Here is a 17,252-nt window from a genome sequence, read left to right on the forward strand (position 1 = left end):
TTCTGCGCGAGAAGCACAGCGTCTTCTTCGGATAGTCCGCTTACGGGTGTGAAGTGACCGTCGAGCGGGCATTCCCTGCCCGGCGGGCACTCATGTTCGCATGCACACTCGGCTTGGGTTTCATCCAGCAAGACCATTTCCTTCACCGCGTCACAGCGGCCGATGGGGGAGTCGAATATGCTCATGATTGTCTCCTGCGCTAGATTCTATGGATCAGTTGCTACCTGCTTTGTCAATGTCATTCTAGGCGTTGGGTGTGAACTCTGTGCGGCGAATCCGCCTCGGGTTGACCTGGCTCAAACCGGGGGCGCGATGTGCCCGGGGGCTGCGGGGCAGGCTTCTTGCAGTTCACGTCCAGATAGGGGCGCGAGAGTTTGTTCCAGCCCGGGCCGGGCGAGGCCTGGGCACAAAACAGGCGTCCGTCCAGCTTGCTTTGCCACCAATGCCAGGCAGCGGGCGCGGCAATCGACGAGGTGCCTGGCAGAAGGCAGAGCAGAACGGTCAGGGTGCGGAGGCGGCGTGAGGGCATGGCTTACTCCGCGCGCAGGGCTTCGACCGCGTTCATGCCTGCGGCACGGCGTGCGGGCATGACCCCGGCGGCCAGGCCAATAAGCACGGCCACGGATTCGGCGACGAAAACAAAGTGCCAGGGCGTGGTCACCGGCAAGGCAGGGACAAAAAGTCCGATCAGCTGGGCAATGCCGGCGCCGATGACGAGGCCGAACAGGCCGCCGATCGCCGCAAGCGCCACGGCCTCGCCAAGGAACAGCCCGAGAATGGTTCTGCGCCGCGCGCCAAGCGCAACCAGCAGGCCGATTTCGTTGGTGCGTTCGGCCACTGCGATGGTCATGATGGTGATGATGCCAACGCCGCCCACCAGCAGCGAAATGCCGCCCAAGGCACCGACGGCTGCGGTGAGGATGTCGAGGATGTTCGAGAGGCTGGCCAGCATGTCCTCCTGGGTGGTGAGGGTGAAGTCATCACGCCCATGGCGCGTGACCAGGATCTTCTTCACCGCGGCGGCGACCCGCGACGCGGCAACCCCTTCGTCGTAGGTGATGTTGATTTCCATCAGGCCGTCACGGTTGTACAGCGACAGCGCGCGTGCCGTGGGGATGTAGGCCGTGTCGTCGAGATCGATGCCGAGAAACTGTCCCTTGCTCTCCATGACACCGATGACGCGGTAACGTTCGCCACCGATCTGCACCCGTTCGCCGAGCGGATTGGCGGTGCCGAAGAGTTCGCGCTTGAGCGTGGAGCCGAGCACGATGAAGGCACGGGCGTTGGCCGCATCGTCAGGGGGCAGGAACTGACCGCTCTTGACCCGCATCGAGAACACGTTCTGCATGTCTGCGCCCACACCCATGATGTAGGTGCGGCGAACGCGGCCGTTGGCGCGGACTTCAGAGTTTCCCGACACATTGGGGGTGACGCCGGTGACGAAGGGCGCACGCTCGAGCGCGGCCGCATCCTCGAGCGTCAGCTCCCTGGTGGTGGAGGGCAGGCCGGGCGGTCCGCCGCGCGCGCCCTGGCGGCCCGGCGTGACCTGGATGAGATTTGTGCCGAACTGGGTGAACTCCTTGAGCACGAACTGATGCAGCCCCTCGCCGATCGAGGTCAGCAGGATCACTGCGGCAATGCCGACGCCGATGCCGAGCAGGGTCAGGAAGCTGCGCATGCGGTGCGCAATCAGGGCACGGAGTGAGAGCTGGAAGAAGTCTCGCCAGAGCATGGCCTGTCCTAACGCTTGGCCAGGGCCTGCACGGGGTCGAGGCGTGCAGCCCGCTTTGCCGGCAATACGCCGAACAGCAGCCCGGTGCTGAGCGCCGTGCCGAGGCCGGCCGCGACGGCCCAGTCGGGCGGCCACGCCGGCAGCACCGGGTAGGCCAGGCGGATGCCCCAGGCGCCGAGGTGGCCGAGGCCGTAGCCGACCAGCGCACCGGCAATCGACAGCAGTGCCGCTTCGGTGAGGAAGGCAAAGCGGATGTCACGACCGGTGGCGCCTAGCGCCTTGAGCAGGCCGATTTCGCCGGTGCGCTGCGTGACAGCCACCAGCATCACGTTCATCACCAGGATGCCGGCAACTGCAAGGCTGATCGCGGCGATGCCGGCGACGCCCATTGTGAGGGCGCCGAGAATGCGGTCGAAGGTGCCGAGCACCGCGTCCTGAGTAATCAGCGTGACGTCGAGTTCGCCGTCGCGGCGGGCGCGCAGAATGTCCTCGAGTTGCTTCTGTGCGGGGGCAAGGGCGTCGCGATTGCGGGCCTCGACCATGATGCGGAACAGGGTGTTGGTATTGAACATGGCCTGCGCGGTGGCGACAGGCACCATCACCAGTTCGTCGGTGGTCATGCCCAGGCCCTGGCCGGCCGGGGCCATGACGCCGATCACGCGCAGGCGCGTGTCGCCGACGCGCACCATGCGCCCCACCGCCGCTTCGGCGCCGAACAGTTCGCGCCGGATCTTGTCTCCGATCACAGCCACTGCGCTCGCGCGCCCGAGGTCTTCGCGGGGCAGGAAGCGACCCTGGGCGACACTGTACTGGCGGATGTCGAGGTAGTCGGCGCTGGTGCCGAGCACCATCACGTCGCGCAGCTTTCCGCCCACCGAAATCTCGGAGTTGCCGACCGACAGTGGGGCGATGCGACTGACCAGCGGGGCGCGCAGCAGCGCTGCGGCGTCATTTACCGTGAGGTCGCGCGGGGTGCTGGTGACGAAGCTGCCTGCGTTGACGCCGCCGGTCTCGTTGCGACCGGGCAGGACGATAATGAGATTGGCGCCGAGCGAGGCAAACTCGCCCACGACATAACGCCGTGCGCCATCGCCAAGCGCGGTCAGCACGACGACTGCCGCGACGCCGATCGCCATGGCCAGCACCATCAGCGAGGTGCGCAGTGGATAGCCCAGTGCCGCGCGGGTGGCAAAGCGCAGGGTATCGGCGGGGGTCACGCTTGTTCTGTCCCGTGGTCGATGCCAGTGCCTCCGCTCAGATCCTGGCACACGGCGCCGTCCTCCATCATCAGGCGGCGGCGCGCACGTTCGCCCATCGAGGGGTCGTGGGTGACAACGATCAGCGTGGTGCCACTGGCGTTCAGCGCCTCGAGCAGGGCCGTAACCTCTTGTCCGGTATGCCGGTCGAGGTTGCCCGTAGGCTCGTCGGCCAGCAGCACAGCCGGTTGCATGATGGTCGCGCGCGCGATTGCGACGCGCTGGCGCTGGCCGCCCGAGAGCTCTTCCGGGCGGTGGTCGGCGCGGGGCTGAAGTCCGAAATCCTTCAGCGCGCGCGCTACGCGGGTCGAGCGTTCGGATGCCGGCATGCCCGCAAGCATCAGCGGCAAGGCAATGTTTTCGGCTGCGGTCAGGCGGGGAACGAGGTGGAAGCTCTGGAACACGAAGCCGATGCGGTTGCGGCGCACGGTCGCCTGCTCGTCTGCCGATAAGGTGGTGACGTCGCGCCCCTCCAGCCGGTAGTGTCCGGCATCAGGGCGATCGAGCAGGCCGAGCAGGTTCAGCAGCGTGGATTTTCCCGACCCCGACGGCCCCATCACCGCGACGTACTCGCCCGCCTCGATGGTGAGCGACACCGCGCTCAGTGCATGCACTTCACTGTCGCCCAGGGTAAAGACGCGCTCGATACCTTCAAGCTCGATCTGCGCCATCACTTTGCCTCCGGCGTGGTCAGCGGGTGCTGCCATCGTCGTCGACGACAGCCTGCACGCCCGCCTTTACGCCCTCACGCTCCAGCGAGGTGACGATACGCTCGCCAGCCGCGAGCCCTTCGAGCACCTCGGTCTGCTCCCAGTTGGCGAGCCCGGTCTTGAGCGCCCGCTCGCTCAGCACGCCGTCGTCGCCCAGGACCAGCACGCGCTGGCCTTCGCGCAGGGCTGCGGTCGGGATGCGGAGGGTGTCCTCGCGGGTGTCGAGCACGATCTCGACATCGGCGCTGTAGCCCACGAGCAGTCCGCGGGCTTCTTCCGGGTGGTCGAAGGCAACGTCGACCTCAACCGTGCGAGCCTGTTTTTCCACTGCCGTGATGTAGGGCGCGATGCGCTTGACCTTGCCGGCAAAGGTTCTGTCCGGTAGCGCTTCGAAACTGATGCGGACGACCTGCCCGGGCTGGATCTTGGGCGCGTCGATTTCGTCCATCGGCGCCTTGACGTAGAGGCAGGATTCGTCGATGAGGTCGATGGCCGGTGGTGTGGGCACGCCCGGGGGCGAAGGGGTGGCGTACTCGCCGAGTTCGCCCGTGATCTTGGCGACGGTGCCGTCAAACGGGGCGATCAGCACCGTACGCTGGCGATCGATCTCGGTCGCGGCCATTTGTGCCTCGACCGTGGCAACGTCGGCGCTTGCCGTAGCGCAGGCCGAGCGACGCGCCCGGGCCTCGGTTCGGGCCTTGTCTTCGACGCTGGCGGAGACGAAGCCGCGCTTGACCAGCGCAGCCTGCCGTTCTGCTTCGCGCTCGGCATTGTCCGCAAGCGCGCAGGCTTCCTGGACGCGGCGCCCTGCGGTGATCAACTGGGTCCGATTGACGCTGAGGCGGGCGTCGATGTCCTGGTTCCACAGGCGCATCAGCACTTGCCCTGCCTTGACGTGATCGCCTTCCCTGACTGGGAGGTCTTCTATCCGCCCGCCAATGATGGTCGACATTTTGGTGCGCTGGCAGGCCTCGACCTCGCCGGCACGGGTATTGGCAATGCTGGCTTCGACCTTTCCGCGACCGACTTCGTGCACCACAACGGCAACAGGTTGCGGTCGCGTCAGCCACCAGATGGCGCCGCCAAGCAGCGCGAGGACGAGGACGAAATAGAACAGGCGGCGTGCGAGCGTCATGGCAGTGAGTCTATCAGTGCTTGATGATCCATGTGGCGTCGCACGTTATTCCGTCCTTGCTGCAATTGACGGATGGGCACGCGGCCGCCCCGGCGGGGCGCCCGCGTGCTGGCCGTCAGCCCTTCTTGTTCGCCTTGGCCCACGAATCCTTGAGCGTGACCGTGCGGTTGAACACGGGCGCACCATCCGCAGAGTCGCGACGGTCGGCGACGAAATAACCGTGGCGCTCGAACTGGAAGTGGTCTTCAGGATGTGCTCCGCGCAGCGCCGGTTCGAGCCAGGCGGTGATGACCTGTTTGGAGTCGGGGTTGATGTCGTCAAGGAAGTTCCGCTCCAGATCCTCCGCGTCGCCTTCGCGACGCTGTCCGGGATGGGGATGCGCAAAAAGGCGGTCGTAGATGCGGACTTCGGTCGGGTAACCGTGGGCGGCAGACACCCAGTGCAGGTTGCCCTTGACCTTGTAATTGTCGGCGCCCGGTGTGCCGGACTTGGAGTCCGGCATGTACTCGGCCAGCACCTTGACGACATTGCCGTCGGCATCCTTCTCGCAGCCCGTGCATTTGACGACGTAGCCATAGCGCAGCCGCACCATGTTGCCCGGGTAGAGGCGGTGGAAGCCCTTGACCGGCTCTTCCATGAAATCTTCGCGCTCGATCCACAGCTCGCGCGAAAACGGCATCTCGCGCTTGCCCAGTTCGGGCTTCAGCGGGTGGTTCGGGGCGTGGCACTGTTCGCTCTGGCCGGCGGGGTAGTTGCTCAGCTCGAGCCTGAGCGGGTCGAGCACGGCGACCCGGCGCGGGGCTGAGTCGTTGAGATGTTCGCGCATGCACTCCTCGAGCACACTCATGTCGATCCATGCGTCACCCTTGGAGACGCCGATACGCTCGGCAAACAGGCGGAAGCCCTCAGGGGTGAAGCCGCGGCGACGGGCACCGACCAGGGTCGGCAGGCGCGGGTCGTCCCAGCCGTCGACATGACCCTCGTCTACGAGCTGGATCAACTTGCGCTTGGACAGCACGACGTAGGTCAGATTGAGGCGGGCAAACTCGATCTGCTGCGGCAGCGGACGCGGGAAGTGACCGGCCGTGGCCAGTGCGTCGAGCAGCCAGTCATAGAACGGGCGCTGATCGGCGAACTCGAGGGTGCAGATCGAGTGGGTGACGCTTTCGATCGCGTCCTCGATCGGGTGGGCAAAGGTGTACATCGGGTAGATGCACCAGTTGTCGCCCGTGCGGTGGTGGGTTGCCTTGCGGATGCGGTAGATCGCCGGGTCGCGCAGGTTGATGTTGGGGCTCGCCATGTCGATCTTTGCGCGCAGGATCTGGCTGCCCTCGGCAAACTCTCCGGCACGCATGCGGCTGAAGAGGTCGAGGTTCTCTGCCACACTGCGGTCACGCCACGGACTGTTGGTGCCCGGTTTGGTGAGTGTGCCGCGGTTGGCGCGCATCTCGTCGGCTGACTGCGAATCGACGTAGGCCTTGCCGGCCTTGATCAGCGACTCCGCACAGGCGTACATGATGTCGAAGTAGTCTGAGGCAAAGTACAGATGCTCGCCCCACTTGAAACCGAGCCACTGCACGGCCTCGATGATCGAGTCGACGTACTCCTGCTCTTCCTTCTCGGGGTTGGTGTCATCGAAGCGCAGATGGCAGGCGCCATCGTAGGCTTCGGCAATGCCGAAGTTCAGGCAGATCGATTTGGCGTGGCCATAGTGCAGGTAGCCGTTCGGTTCGGGCGGGAAGCGGGTTTCCACGCGGCCGGCCCATTTGCCGCTGCGCATGTCTTCATCGATGATGTTGCGCACGAAATTGGTGGCAGGAGCGGGTGCAGCCTTGGTGTCGTTCGGATTCATCGGGTGGGGCGGGTCCGGGTTGCGGCGCGCAATGCGCCGGGTTGGTTACTGGCTTGGGCGAAATTGTAGCCGATGCGCCGCCCTTGGCGCCTGATCGCGTCCCGAGCGTGACATCAGGCTTGGGTACAATGGAGCCTGTTTTCGCCTGGTATGTGACTCATGAATCTCGATTCGCTTGAAAGCTGGCTGAAGCAGATTACCGGTGGCGATGCGCTGCTTGCACTGGTGCTGCAGGTCTTCCTTGTCGTGCTGGTGGTCGTGGTGGCTAACTTCTTTCTGCGCAGGGTGCTGGCCCGGCTTGAAGAGCGCACCCGCCTGACCACCACGCCGTGGGACTTTGCCCTGGTCTCGGCGGCGCGCAAGCCGCTCACGCTGTTGGCGTGGATCGTCGGCATCACCTTTGCCGCGCGCATCGTCCAGGCTCACGCGGACGCCGCACTGTTCGAAGCGATTGCCCCGGTGCGCACCATCGGCGTCATCGGCTGCATCACCTGGTTCCTCGTGCGCTTCATCTCCAATGTGCAGGACGGCGTGATGGCACAGCGCCTGGCGCAGGGCGAGTCGGTCGATCGCACCACGGTGGACGCAATCGGAAAGCTGTTGCGCATCTCGGTGCTGATTACCGCCGTGCTGGTCGGGCTGCAGAGTCTGGGCTTCTCGATATCCGGGGTGCTGGCGTTCGGCGGTGTCGGCGGCATTGCGGTCGGCTTTGCAGCCAAGGATCTGCTGGCCAACTTCTTCGGCGGACTGATGGTGTATCTCGACCGGCCCTTCGTGGTGGGAGAGTGGATTCGCTCTCCGGACAAGGAGATCGAAGGCACGGTGGAGGAGATCGGCTGGCGCCTGACCCGCATCCGCACCTTCGACAAGCGCCCGCTGTATGTGCCCAACTCGGTGTTTACCCAGATCACGGTGGAAAACCCGTCGCGGATGAGCAATCGCCGCATCAAGGAAACGGTTGGGCTGCGCTACGCCGACATCGACAAGGTGGCGCCGATCGTGAGAGACATCAAGGCCATGCTGCGCGCGCATCCGGACATCGACCAGGCGCCTACCATGATCGTGAATTTCACCCAGTTTGCCGCGTCTTCGCTCGACATCATGGTGTACACCTTCACCGTGACGACGGCCTGGGTGGCGTATCACGAGGTCAAGCAGGATGTGATGCTGAAAATCGCCGAAATCGTCGAGCGTCATGGCGCCGAGATCGCGTTCCCGACCCGCACGCTGCATGTGGAGGGGGCCGTCGATACGGTGTCGGTGCCATCGTCGGCGCCGGTTGCGGGTTGATGGACTTCCACTACGAATTTCGGGTTTCGATATGAACTTCTCAGCGTTTGCCGCAGTCGGTGTGGGTGCAGCGTGTGGTGCGTGGCTGCGGTGGGGCTTGGGTGTGTGGCTCAATCCGGTGTCTGCAAAAATCCCGCTGGGAACGCTGGTGGCAAACCTCACCGGCGGATTTCTGATGGGGCTTGCGCTTGCGATGGTGCATGCCTTGCCTTCATTGTCTCCGACCGTGAAGTTGATGCTGACGACGGGCCTGCTGGGCGGTCTCACCACCTTCTCGACGTTCTCCGCTGAGGCCTTTCACCTGGTTCAGCGGGGTGCCTGGCTGTGGTTCGGCGTGCATCTGGGCGCTCACGTCGCGGGATCGGTGCTGATGACCTGGGCGGGCTACAGTCTGTTCAACGCCATCAGGGCCTGATTTGCAGTCGCGCTAACGCTTTGTTGCATTCCGGTCTGTGTGCTCAGGCGTGCAAGACTGCAGAATTGTTGGGCATGAATCGTGGTCCAATAAGTATTCGCCAACAAGAAAGGAGGCTCGATCACCATGAAGACCATTATTTCTTCCGTTGTTTGCGTGGCACTTGTCAGTGGTTGCGCAGGCATGAATGAAACCCAGCGTGACACGGGTACCGGTGCGGCCATCGGTGCTGTTGCCGGCGCTGTGCTGGGGGCTGCAACTTCGGGCAAGGGAAATCGCGGAGAGGCGACTGCCATCGGCGCAGCGGCGGGTGCCGCAATCGGTGCGGGCGGTGGCTATCTGTGGTCGCAGCGCATGCAGGAGCAGAAGGCGGCCATGGAGCAGGCCAGTCAGGGAACCGGCGTCGGCGTGATGCAGACCTCGGACAATCGCCTCAAGCTTGATATCCCGAGTGACATCTCCTTCGATACCGGCCGCTACGACATCAAGCCCAATCTGCGTCCTGTGCTCGACCGGCTGGCATCCAATCTCACTCAGTACACGGTGACGACGGTGACCATCATCGGCCACACCGACAGCACGGGCTCGGATGCGGTGAACAACCCGCTGTCGGTCAATCGTGCCGCGGCGACGCGTGACTACCTGACGGCGCGTGGCGTGGCGCCGAGTCGTATCGCCATTGAGGGCCGCGGATCGCGCGAGCCGGTGGCAGACAACAATACGTCGTCCGGCCGGGCGATGAACCGTCGGGTCGAGATTTTCATCGCTGAACCCGCGAAATAGAAGTAACCCGCCATCGGTCTGACCGAATGGCAAAGGGCCCGTCCGCAGTCGCTGCGGGCGGGCCCTTTTTGCTGGTCGCTGCCTTGGCCTAGCCCTTGACCGCTGGCAGTGGCGCGAGCAGGGCGGCGATATCGGACTCGCCAAACTTGGCCAGCGCGTTGCCGTCTTCCGACAGCACGCCGGCGGCCAGCGCGGCTTTCTTGTCCTGCAGGGCGAGAATGCGCTCCTCGATGCTGCCGGCACAGATGAGCTTGAAAACGAATACGGGCTTGTCCTGTCCGATGCGGTGGGCGCGGTCGGTTGCCTGGTTTTCGGCGGCGGGGTTCCACCACGGGTCGTAATGGATCACGGTGTCGGCCGCGGTCAGGTTCAGACCGACGCCGCCTGCCTTCAGGCTGATCAGGAACACCGGTGCGCGGCCCTTCTGGAAGTCTTCCACCGGGATGCGACGATCGCGGGTGTCGCCGGTGAGGCTGACCCAGCCGATCTGTGCCTCGTCGAGCTCGGCTGCGATCAGCGACAGCATCTGGGTGAATTGCGAGAACACCAGAATCCGTCGTCCCTCATCGATGAGTTCGGGCAGCATGTCCATCAGCATGTCGAGCTTCGCCCGCTCGGTGACGCGCGATGCGGCCGGGGACTTCAGCAGCCGCGGGTCGCAGCAGACCTGACGCAGTTTCAGCAAGGCGTCGAGAATCACGATCTGGCTGCGGGCGAAGCCCTTGCTGGCAATCTCGCCGCGAATCTTTTCGTTCATCGCTGCGCGCACGGTCTCGTACAGATCGCGCTGTGCGCCTTCAAAGGCGACGCTGCGTACGATGATGGTCTTGGGCGGCAGCTCGGTGGCGACGTCCTCCTTGCGCCGGCGCAGGATGAAAGGCTTCAGGCGGGCGGCGAGGAGGTCGCGCCGCACCGTATCACCGTGCTTTTCGATCGGAGTGCGCCAGATGCGGGTGAACTGCTTGATGTCGCCGAGAAAACCCGGCAACAGGAAGTCGAATTGCGCCCACAACTCACCCAGGTGGTTCTCCAGCGGCGTGCCGGTGAGGCCGAGCCGATGCCGGGCGCGGATCTGGCGAATGACCTGCGCGCCCTTGCTTGCTGCGTTCTTGACTGTCTGTGCCTCGTCGAGGATCAGCAGGCTCCATTCGCGGGCCTGCAGCGCCTCGGCGTCGCGCCACAGCAAAGGATAGGTCGTGAGTGCCACGTCGACGCCGTCGAGTTCGTCGAAGCGTGCATGACGATCGGCGCCGTGCAGGTTCAGCACCTTGAGCCGGGGGGCAAAGCGTTTGGCCTCGGCCTGCCAGTTGAACACCAGCGAGGTCGGCAGGATGACCAGGGCGGGCTGGTCGAGGCGGCCCGCCTGCTTCTCGGTGAGCAGGTGGGCGAGCGCCTGTGCCGTCTTGCCCAGACCCATGTCGTCGGCAAGAATGCCCGCGAGATCGTGTCGCACGAGATGCTGCAGCCAGGCCAGGCCTTCGAGCTGGTAGGGGCGCAGCTCGGCCTTGAAGCCTCGCGGTGCGCGTACGCTCTTGATGCCTTCGGCGTTGCGCATGCGTGCCGACAGTGCAAGCAGGGTTTCTGCGCCGCGACCGGGGAGTTCCAGTTCGGCCAGCCGTCCGGCATCGAAAGCGGGCAGGCGCATGGGCTCACCCGGGCTGTCGAAGAGGTCGACCAGTGCGCGCACCAGCGGCTTGAGGCGGCGGGCCGGAATGCGCAGCCGGCCGAGTTCCTCGTGGTGCAGGAAAATGGATTCGTCGTCGCCGATCTGGTCCAGCGCCCCCGACAGCCAGCGTCCGTCCTGCGCGAACAGCGTCGTTAGCAAGGGCGCCAGCGCGACCGGGCGGCCATCGACCTCGATTCCCGGCGAAATGTCGAGCCAGCCGCTTTCGGCTTCGTCGACGTCGAGGATCAGCGTGTCGATATCGACTGCGTGATGACGGAAGTCCGCCGGCATCTCGATGATCCAGCCTTCGGCCCGCAGTTGCGGCAGCTCGCTGGCGGTGAACTGCGCCCACTCGTCTTCGTCCGAGAGCCCGAGCATGTGCGCGGGCACAAGGTCGTAGCCACCATGAACCTTGCCCGGCGGGACCTTGGCCAGACCGCTGCGGACCAGGCGGCGTGCTGCGGCGGCTTCGATCTCGGCATCGCGCTCGAGGCGGGCGGTGCGGCCGTCCGGCAGCGCGTGCAGCAGTGCGCTGTCATGCGCGTCGATGGTGAGTTCGCCGTAGCGGAAGGCAAGGGTGGCGTAATCGAAGTGCTCGAGGCCGTAGCGCGGATAGCTGCGAAAGCTCACGCCCGCCACATCAAGGGTGCCGATGCGCAGTACCGGGATGGCGGGACCGCCTACGCGTACCGCCGGGGCATCGCTGCTGGCCGGACCGGGGAGCTCGGGCGCGACTTCGCGCAGGGTGTCGGCAACGAGTTCGGACTCCGACGGAGTGAGCGGGGGCAGCAAGAGCAGGCGGACGACCTGCTCGGGCGCTGCGTCGAGCGTGATGAGCCCGGCTTCGTTGGTCTTGCGCTCCACGTACCAGGGCGGCACCAGTGGCATGACCAGTTCGGCTTGCGGTTCGACGCGCAGGGCAGGGGCACGCCGGCCATCCGTGGTGGTCAGCCATTCGAGGCGGCCGGGGCGGGCAGCGCCCGGCTTCAGTGCCGGGTTCATGAGGTCTTCGAAGTGGCATCGCCCGCTTTCGACCAGTGCCTCGACCAGCGCCTGCGAGTTGCGCCCGGCGAGCGGCAGCGGGTTGTCGAAAAGCGGGCCGCGCGGGCGCTGGGCCCACAGCAGACGCAGGATGTCGAGATCCGTGTCGTCGATGAACGAGGGCGGTGCATCGAGCGCCCGCTCGTAGTTGCTCCAGTTCTCCGAACTGCGGATCTGGCCCTGACGGTCCAGTCTGACCTTGAAACAGTTCAGTGCGTACTGGCGGGTTTCGGGGTCGAAGCGGACCAGGTAGCGCAGGCCGTGGGTGGTCGATGCCTGTCGTTCGGTCGGGGCAGCGGGCACCCCGGCGGCGGCGCGGAAGGACTCGACCCAGGCCAGCACCTGCTCGCGCGGACGATTCGGGTCCTGGCGGCGGTTCAGCCACGCCAGCAGGGTGGCCGCGACGTGTTTGCAACTGCCGCCCACAGGGCAGCTGCAGGTGGACATCAAGGCGCGTGCGGCCAGCGGGTGCGGGTTGAACCGGATCGCCACCCGGTAGGGCTGGCGCGCAGAGCCCTGAACCTGTGCCGAAAGCAGGTCGCCCTCGAGTTGCAGGTTGCTCGTCGCACGCAGGCAGGCACGCCCCTTGTCCAGTTCGCGCTGTCCGAGCCAGGTGATGATGTCGGCTTCAGAGAAAGTATCGAACACGGTCATGCGGCGATTTGCGGGGAGCGGGACAGGTTGGGCTGCACGGCAGTCGAAGGTGTCCGGGACACGTTGGCGAAAGGCGGAAGTTTACCCGTAAATGGCGCCGCGCCGTGTGATTGCTGTGCTGATTTGCGCGCGATGGAGTCTGCAGCGCCGCAGGCCCGGGGTGTCGGGGCCAGTTCCTTGCCTCGAAGACGGGCGTGCATGCTGCGGAGAGGGGGGCTTGAGGAGCGGCGCTCCTTCTGCGCGGGACTGCACGCCTCGGTTGAAATCTGCGCTGTGCGCCTGTGGGGGCGGCCTGTCCCGGATGGGGTGGGGTACGCGGTGTGACGGGTCAGAGCGATCGGGCGTGTGCTCGATGCGCTCCGGCCCTGGCGGTTCAGTCGTTGCAGGCCATCAGGTCGGGGGAGAGGCGCCATGCCGGCGCGGTCTGTACCGCGAACCCGCAGCCGGTCTTGGCCCGCACTTCATCGAGTGTCACGCCCGGATGCAGTTCGGTCAGCGTCAGTCCGCCTGCCTGATTGACGAGGAAGACGCACAAGTCGGTGATGATCATGTCCACCACGCCTTTTCCGGTCAGCGGCAGACTGCACTGGGGCAGGATCTTGGGCGAGCCGTCCCGCGCCGTGTGTTCCATCAGCACGATTACCCGACCGACGCCGGAGACCAGGTCCATTGCACCTCCGGGGCCCTTGACCATCTTGCCCGGTACCATCCAGTTGGCCAGGTCGCCGTTTTCCGACACTTCGAGCCCGCCCAGAATGGAAAGGTCTACATGCCCGCCGCGAATCATCGCGAAGGAGTCTGCGCTGGAGAAGAAGCTGCTGCCCGGCAGGCTGGTGATGGTCTGCTTGCCGGCGTTGATCAGGTCGGGGTCCAGCGCCTCGGCGGCGGGGAAGGGGCCGATGCCGAGCAGGCCGTTCTCCGACTGCAGCGTCACCTGCATGCCGTCAGGGATGTAGTTGGCGACCAGGGTCGGGATGCCGATGCCGAGATTGACGTAGAACCCGTTACGCAACTCCTGGGCGGCGCGCTGTGCCATGCGGTCGCGTACAGGGTCGTGCTTGCCGGGTGCGGCGGCGCCGGCCGTGGTGCGGAATTCGATGCGCTTCTGGTAGTCGCGCCCCTGGATGATGCGGTCGACATAGATGCCCGGGGTATGGATCTGGTCCGCATCCAGCACCCCCGGCTCGACCAGCTCTTCGACCTCGGCGACGGTGATGCGACCGCAGGTGGCGATCATCGGGTTGAAGTTGCGGGCGGTTTTGCGGAAGACCAGGTTGCCGGCACGATCGCCCTTCCACGCCTTGACGATGGAAACGTCGGCCTGGATGGCGGGTTCGAGCACGTATTCGCGTCCGTCGAAGGCGCGTGTTTCCTTGTCCTTTGCGAGGAGCGTGCCGTACGCGGTGCGGGTGTAGAAGCCCGGGATGCCGGCGCCGCCCGCGCGCAGGCGTTCGGCCAGCGTGCCCTGGGGAACGAGCTCGAGTTCCAGTTCGCCGGCAAGCACCTGGCGTTCGAACTCCTTGTTCTCGCCGACGTAGGACGCGACCACCTTTTTCACCTGACGCGTCTTGAGCAGCGGCCCCATGCCGAAATCGTCGACGCCCGCATTGTTGCCGACAATGGTCAGTTCCCGGGTGCCGGCCTGCAGCACCGCGTCGATGAGATTCTCTGGAATGCCGCACAGGCCGAAGCCGCCCGACGCCAGGGTCATGCCATCGAACAGCAGTCCGTCGAGGGCTGCTGCGCCATCCGTATACACCTTGTTCATGTCTTTCCGACTCCCCTCAGATCCTGTCTCTGGCAAAAAACGGGGCAGGCCGTGGCCTGCCCCGCGCGGAACAGCGCTCAGTCAGCGCGTTCCGGTACCGGCAAACCGATCCAGTCCTTGTAGAAGGACTCGATATCCGGCTCGAAGTCGTGGATCACCGGATACCAGGGGGTGGGCGCTTCGACGTCGTGCATCGCGCCGCAGGTCGGGCAGTAGTACTCGCGATAGACCTGCCACTGCGTGTCAGGCGCCATCAGCTTCGGATACACCTCGGTCATGGCCTCTTCGGTGTCGCGCACGTAGATCGAGGCATGCATCTTCCAGTTCTCGCGGTAGTCGCAGAACTCGTGGCCGCAATCACACTTGATGAGCCACTTCTTGCTCTTGGCGGACTGCACGATGTACATGTGCGGGCCGAGCGGCAGGACGATGCGGTCCTTGAACGTGACCTTCTTCTGCAAGGCATCGACGTACTGCTTGAAACGGCTGTTGTCCTTGGGCATGGACAGCATGCGGAAGGTGGTTTCCCAGTCCAGCGAGCCGTCGACCAGGTGCGAAACCTGTTCATTCGTGTAGGTAGACATTGATTGCTCCTTGATTATCGTGGTCGTTTGCTTGGGAGGTCACTCTTCGACCTGGACAACGGTCTTGACGTCCGGCATCAGTGAGAGGTCCATGCGATGCTTGGAGCCGTAGGTCGGTACGTCGAGTTCGTCTTCCACCAACTGCCAGTCGGCCGGCAAGGTCCAGAAGTCCTTGAACTGCTTGGTGAACTTCTCCGACAGCGCAAAGCTGGTAGCGAACATGTGCTGTACCTGCACCGACGCATGCTTGTTGAGGATGCGTTCGCGCTCTTCCTTCATCCACTCGCGGGTCGGCAGGGCACGCGCAAGGCGTTCCTTGCGCATCTCGGCACGGCGTGCCTGAGTGGCTGCGGCATCGACCGTGAATACGCCCTTGGCATCCTGCGAGAACACCACGCCATAGACCTTTTGTGCGTACTCGGGGAGCAGGAACTTCTGGTTGAGGTCGCTCTCGATGGCCTTGGGCTCGCGATCGATCGGATCGCCAAAGCCGGGGCCGCCACGCAGGTAGTTGAGGTAAAGGTCGTGGTTGTCGTAGCAGTCTTCGGTGGTGACGCACTGCTTGTCGCGCTTGACCACTGCGGTGGCATCGATGTGGCGCTCGTAGTCCGGATTGCTCGGATCGATATCGCCGCCCAGCGGCAGGGTGTCACCGACGGTGATGCGCTGCTCAAGCCCGGTCTTGTGCGCTTCGAAGCGGTAGCCGGTGGCCGAGGGGTAGCCCCCCATCATGCCCCAGTCGCTGTTCATGTAGCCGTTGCCCATGAAGAACATCGTCCAGTCCTGGGCGTTCCACACCATGCGCAGGGTCTCGAAGCCGCAACCGCCGCGGTACTTGCCATAGCCACCGGAGTTGGCCTTGACGTTGCGTCCGAGGTAGAGCAATGGCTCGGCCATTTCCCAGATCTCGATGTCGCCCATGTCGCCTTCGGGGTTCCAGATGGCGGCGGCGTGGTTCAGGCCGTCCTTGATGGCGCAGGCGCCGGTGCCGCAGGACGAGGCCTCGAAGCTGTTGACCGCGTGGATCTCGCCGTCCTGGTTGATGCCGCCGCCCTGCAGCCAGTTGGAGGTGTTGGCGTTGCCGGCGTTGACCTCTTCCAGATAGCCGCGGCTGAAGTAGGACTGGCCGAGGCCGCGCCACAATGCTGCCCAGCCCGAGACCAGGAAGTGCCAGGCGTAGGCGTGCCCGGTGCGGCGGTCGTCCGGGTTGCACCAGGTGCCCTTGGGCAGGTGGAACTCGGTGGCGTAGTAGGCGCCGTCATTGATGCGCTGGGTCGGTACCAGGGTCTGACACATCATCACCCAGATGCCCGAGGTGAAGGCCACCTGGTGGGCATTGAAGGTGTGCCAGCCCCAGCGGCTCGCACCCTCGAAGTCGAGGCGCCACTTGCCGTCCGGCTTGATCGTCATCTCGCAGGGCGAGTGCATGATCGAGTCGAGCTTGGCAAAGGCGTTGGAGACCTGGACGTCGTCGTGGTTGAAAGGCACATCGACAAAGGACACCTTGCGATACTTGCCCGGGAGCGTCATCGCCTTGACGCGGCTCATCAGCCCGCGGCGACCCTCCTCGATGACCTCCTGCGAGAACTTCTCGTAGGCGTCGAGTCCGTCGGCGCGGATCACGTCTTCGACCAGTTCGCGGATCATGTGACAACCGGCGATGCGGGTCTTTTCGTCGAGGATCCAGTACTTGGGCGTGCGCACCGAGCGCTGCGATTCATGCAGCCAGTCGCGCAGCGGCTCGTCATTCACACCGGTCTTGCGACAGGTGATCATGTAGCCGTCGCCGAAGCGCTGGGTCTGGCCGGTGGACATCGAGCCCGGTGTGACCGCGCCGGTGTCGATGACGTGGGTGACGCCGCCCACCCAGCCGATCAGCTTGCCTTCCCAGAAGATCGGCACGATGGTGGCGATGTCGCAGGGATGCACGTTGCCGATGGCGCAGTCATTGGTGGTGAACATGTCACCGGGGTTGATCGTCGGGTTGGCTTCCCAGTTGTTCTCGATCATGTACTTGATCGCGGCGCCCATCGTCCCGACGTGGATGATGATCCCGGTCGAGGTCAGGATGCAGTCGCCGGCGGCGTTGTACAGCGTGAAGCAGAGCTCGCCTTCCTGCTCGACGATCGGGCTGGCAGCGATCTTCTTGGCGGTTTCACGGGCGTGGACCAGGCCTCCGCGCAGCTTGGAGAACAGCTTCTCGTAGCCGATCGGGTCGCTGTCGCGCAGTTCGAGCTTCTCCAGACCGTCGTAGTAGCCGGTCTCCTTGGTGCGGGCAATGATTGCGTCGCGGTTCTGCTTGAGCGTCAGGCCGCTCTTGAGCAGGTTGCCGACACCGATTTCCTTGTGGCTCATCATATTCATGA

General features: G+C 64.8%; 12 protein-coding genes. 3 read left to right on the forward strand and 9 right to left on the reverse strand.

The genetic code is table 11. The features are described 5' to 3' along the window. Positions 1-532: 532 nt before the first annotated feature. The 5 genes from CEW87_RS10310 to CEW87_RS10330 form a co-directional block, all read right to left on the reverse strand. Positions 533-1,732, reverse strand: a complete 1,200-nt coding sequence (locus CEW87_RS10310; RefSeq protein WP_108972785.1) for an ABC transporter permease — start codon at positions 1,730-1,732, stop codon at positions 533-535. 8 nt (positions 1,733-1,740) lie between these two features. Further along, complete coding sequence (locus CEW87_RS10315) at positions 1,741-2,949, reverse strand: ABC transporter permease (RefSeq protein WP_108972787.1); 1,209 nt, start codon at positions 2,947-2,949, stop codon at positions 1,741-1,743. Further along, a complete protein-coding gene (locus CEW87_RS10320; RefSeq protein WP_108972788.1) occupies positions 2,946-3,659 on the reverse strand; it encodes an ABC transporter ATP-binding protein in 714 nt (237 codons plus the stop codon). Before CEW87_RS10320 ends, CEW87_RS10315 begins: the two co-directional genes overlap by 4 nt. Positions 3,660-3,678: 19 nt before the next feature. Further along, entirely contained in the window at positions 3,679-4,833 is a 1,155-nt protein-coding gene (locus CEW87_RS10325; protein WP_108972790.1) for an efflux RND transporter periplasmic adaptor subunit, read from the reverse strand. 115 nt (positions 4,834-4,948) lie between these two features. Then, positions 4,949-6,685 carry a glutamine--tRNA ligase/YqeY domain fusion protein gene (locus tag CEW87_RS10330; protein WP_108972792.1) on the reverse strand — a complete coding sequence of 579 codons (1,737 nt, stop codon included), beginning with the start codon at positions 6,683-6,685 and terminating at the stop codon, positions 4,949-4,951. A 159-nt stretch (positions 6,686-6,844) separates the two neighbouring features. Here CEW87_RS10330 and CEW87_RS10335 point away from each other — a divergent pair, with 159 nt between their 5' ends. From CEW87_RS10335 to CEW87_RS10345, 3 genes are all read left to right on the forward strand, one after another. Beyond that, positions 6,845-7,975 carry a mechanosensitive ion channel family protein gene (locus tag CEW87_RS10335; protein WP_108972794.1) on the forward strand — a complete coding sequence of 377 codons (1,131 nt, stop codon included), beginning with the start codon at positions 6,845-6,847 and terminating at the stop codon, positions 7,973-7,975. A gap of 31 nt (positions 7,976-8,006) precedes the next feature. After that, positions 8,007-8,390: a fluoride efflux transporter CrcB gene (gene crcB, locus CEW87_RS10340; RefSeq protein ID WP_108950698.1), complete on the forward strand. Its 384-nt coding sequence runs from the start codon at positions 8,007-8,009 to the stop codon at positions 8,388-8,390. Between the two features lie 126 nt (positions 8,391-8,516). Next, positions 8,517-9,173 (forward strand): OmpA family protein, encoded by a 657-nt coding sequence (locus CEW87_RS10345; protein ID WP_108972796.1) that lies wholly within the window; start codon positions 8,517-8,519, stop codon positions 9,171-9,173. Between the two features lie 88 nt (positions 9,174-9,261). Here CEW87_RS10345 and CEW87_RS10350 read toward each other — a convergent pair whose 3' ends face one another. The 4 genes from CEW87_RS10350 to CEW87_RS10365 all read right to left on the reverse strand — a co-directional run bounded on the left by CEW87_RS10350 (position 9,262) and on the right by CEW87_RS10365 (position 17,250). Next, on the reverse strand, positions 9,262-12,534 hold the full coding sequence (locus CEW87_RS10350; RefSeq protein WP_108972798.1) for a DEAD/DEAH box helicase: 3,273 nt from the start codon (positions 12,532-12,534) through the stop codon (positions 9,262-9,264). A gap of 373 nt (positions 12,535-12,907) precedes the next feature. Then, positions 12,908-14,302, reverse strand: a complete 1,395-nt coding sequence (locus tag CEW87_RS23010) for a 3-oxoacid CoA-transferase (RefSeq protein WP_108972799.1) — start codon at positions 14,300-14,302, stop codon at positions 12,908-12,910. 77 nt (positions 14,303-14,379) lie between these two features. Next, complete coding sequence (locus tag CEW87_RS10360; RefSeq protein ID WP_108972801.1) at positions 14,380-14,886, reverse strand: acetone carboxylase subunit gamma; 507 nt, start codon at positions 14,884-14,886, stop codon at positions 14,380-14,382. Positions 14,887-14,925: 39 nt separating this feature from the next. Beyond that, on the reverse strand, positions 14,926-17,250 hold the full coding sequence (locus tag CEW87_RS10365; protein WP_108972803.1) for a hydantoinase B/oxoprolinase family protein: 2,325 nt from the start codon (positions 17,248-17,250) through the stop codon (positions 14,926-14,928). Between the last annotated feature and the right edge of the window lie 2 nt (positions 17,251-17,252).

This window comes from Parazoarcus communis (assembly GCF_003111665.1).
Classification (GTDB): domain Bacteria; phylum Pseudomonadota; class Gammaproteobacteria; order Burkholderiales; family Rhodocyclaceae; genus Parazoarcus; species Parazoarcus communis_B.

What these genes read in the sequence shown, in the direction of transcription:
- CEW87_RS10310 (WP_108972785.1), bottom strand. Translation starts at nt 1,732, where the DNA reads ATGCTCTGGCGAGACTTCTTCCAGCTCTCACTCCGTGCCCTGATTGCG.
- CEW87_RS10320 (WP_108972788.1), bottom strand. Translation starts at nt 3,659, where the DNA reads ATGGCGCAGATCGAGCTTGAAGGTATCGAGCGCGTCTTTACCCTGGGC.
- CEW87_RS10325 (WP_108972790.1), bottom strand. Translation starts at nt 4,833, where the DNA reads ATGACGCTCGCACGCCGCCTGTTCTATTTCGTCCTCGTCCTCGCGCTG.
- CEW87_RS10330 (WP_108972792.1), bottom strand. Translation starts at nt 6,685, where the DNA reads ATGAATCCGAACGACACCAAGGCTGCACCCGCTCCTGCCACCAATTTC.
- CEW87_RS10335 (WP_108972794.1), top strand. Translation starts at nt 6,845, where the DNA reads ATGAATCTCGATTCGCTTGAAAGCTGGCTGAAGCAGATTACCGGTGGC.
- crcB (WP_108950698.1), top strand. Translation starts at nt 8,007, where the DNA reads ATGAACTTCTCAGCGTTTGCCGCAGTCGGTGTGGGTGCAGCGTGTGGT.
- CEW87_RS10345 (WP_108972796.1), top strand. Translation starts at nt 8,517, where the DNA reads ATGAAGACCATTATTTCTTCCGTTGTTTGCGTGGCACTTGTCAGTGGT.
- CEW87_RS10350 (WP_108972798.1), bottom strand. Translation starts at nt 12,534, where the DNA reads ATGACCGTGTTCGATACTTTCTCTGAAGCCGACATCATCACCTGGCTC.
- CEW87_RS23010 (WP_108972799.1), bottom strand. Translation starts at nt 14,302, where the DNA reads ATGAACAAGGTGTATACGGATGGCGCAGCAGCCCTCGACGGACTGCTG.
- CEW87_RS10360 (WP_108972801.1), bottom strand. Translation starts at nt 14,886, where the DNA reads ATGTCTACCTACACGAATGAACAGGTTTCGCACCTGGTCGACGGCTCG.
- CEW87_RS10365 (WP_108972803.1), bottom strand. Translation starts at nt 17,250, where the DNA reads ATGAATATGATGAGCCACAAGGAAATCGGTGTCGGCAACCTGCTCAAG.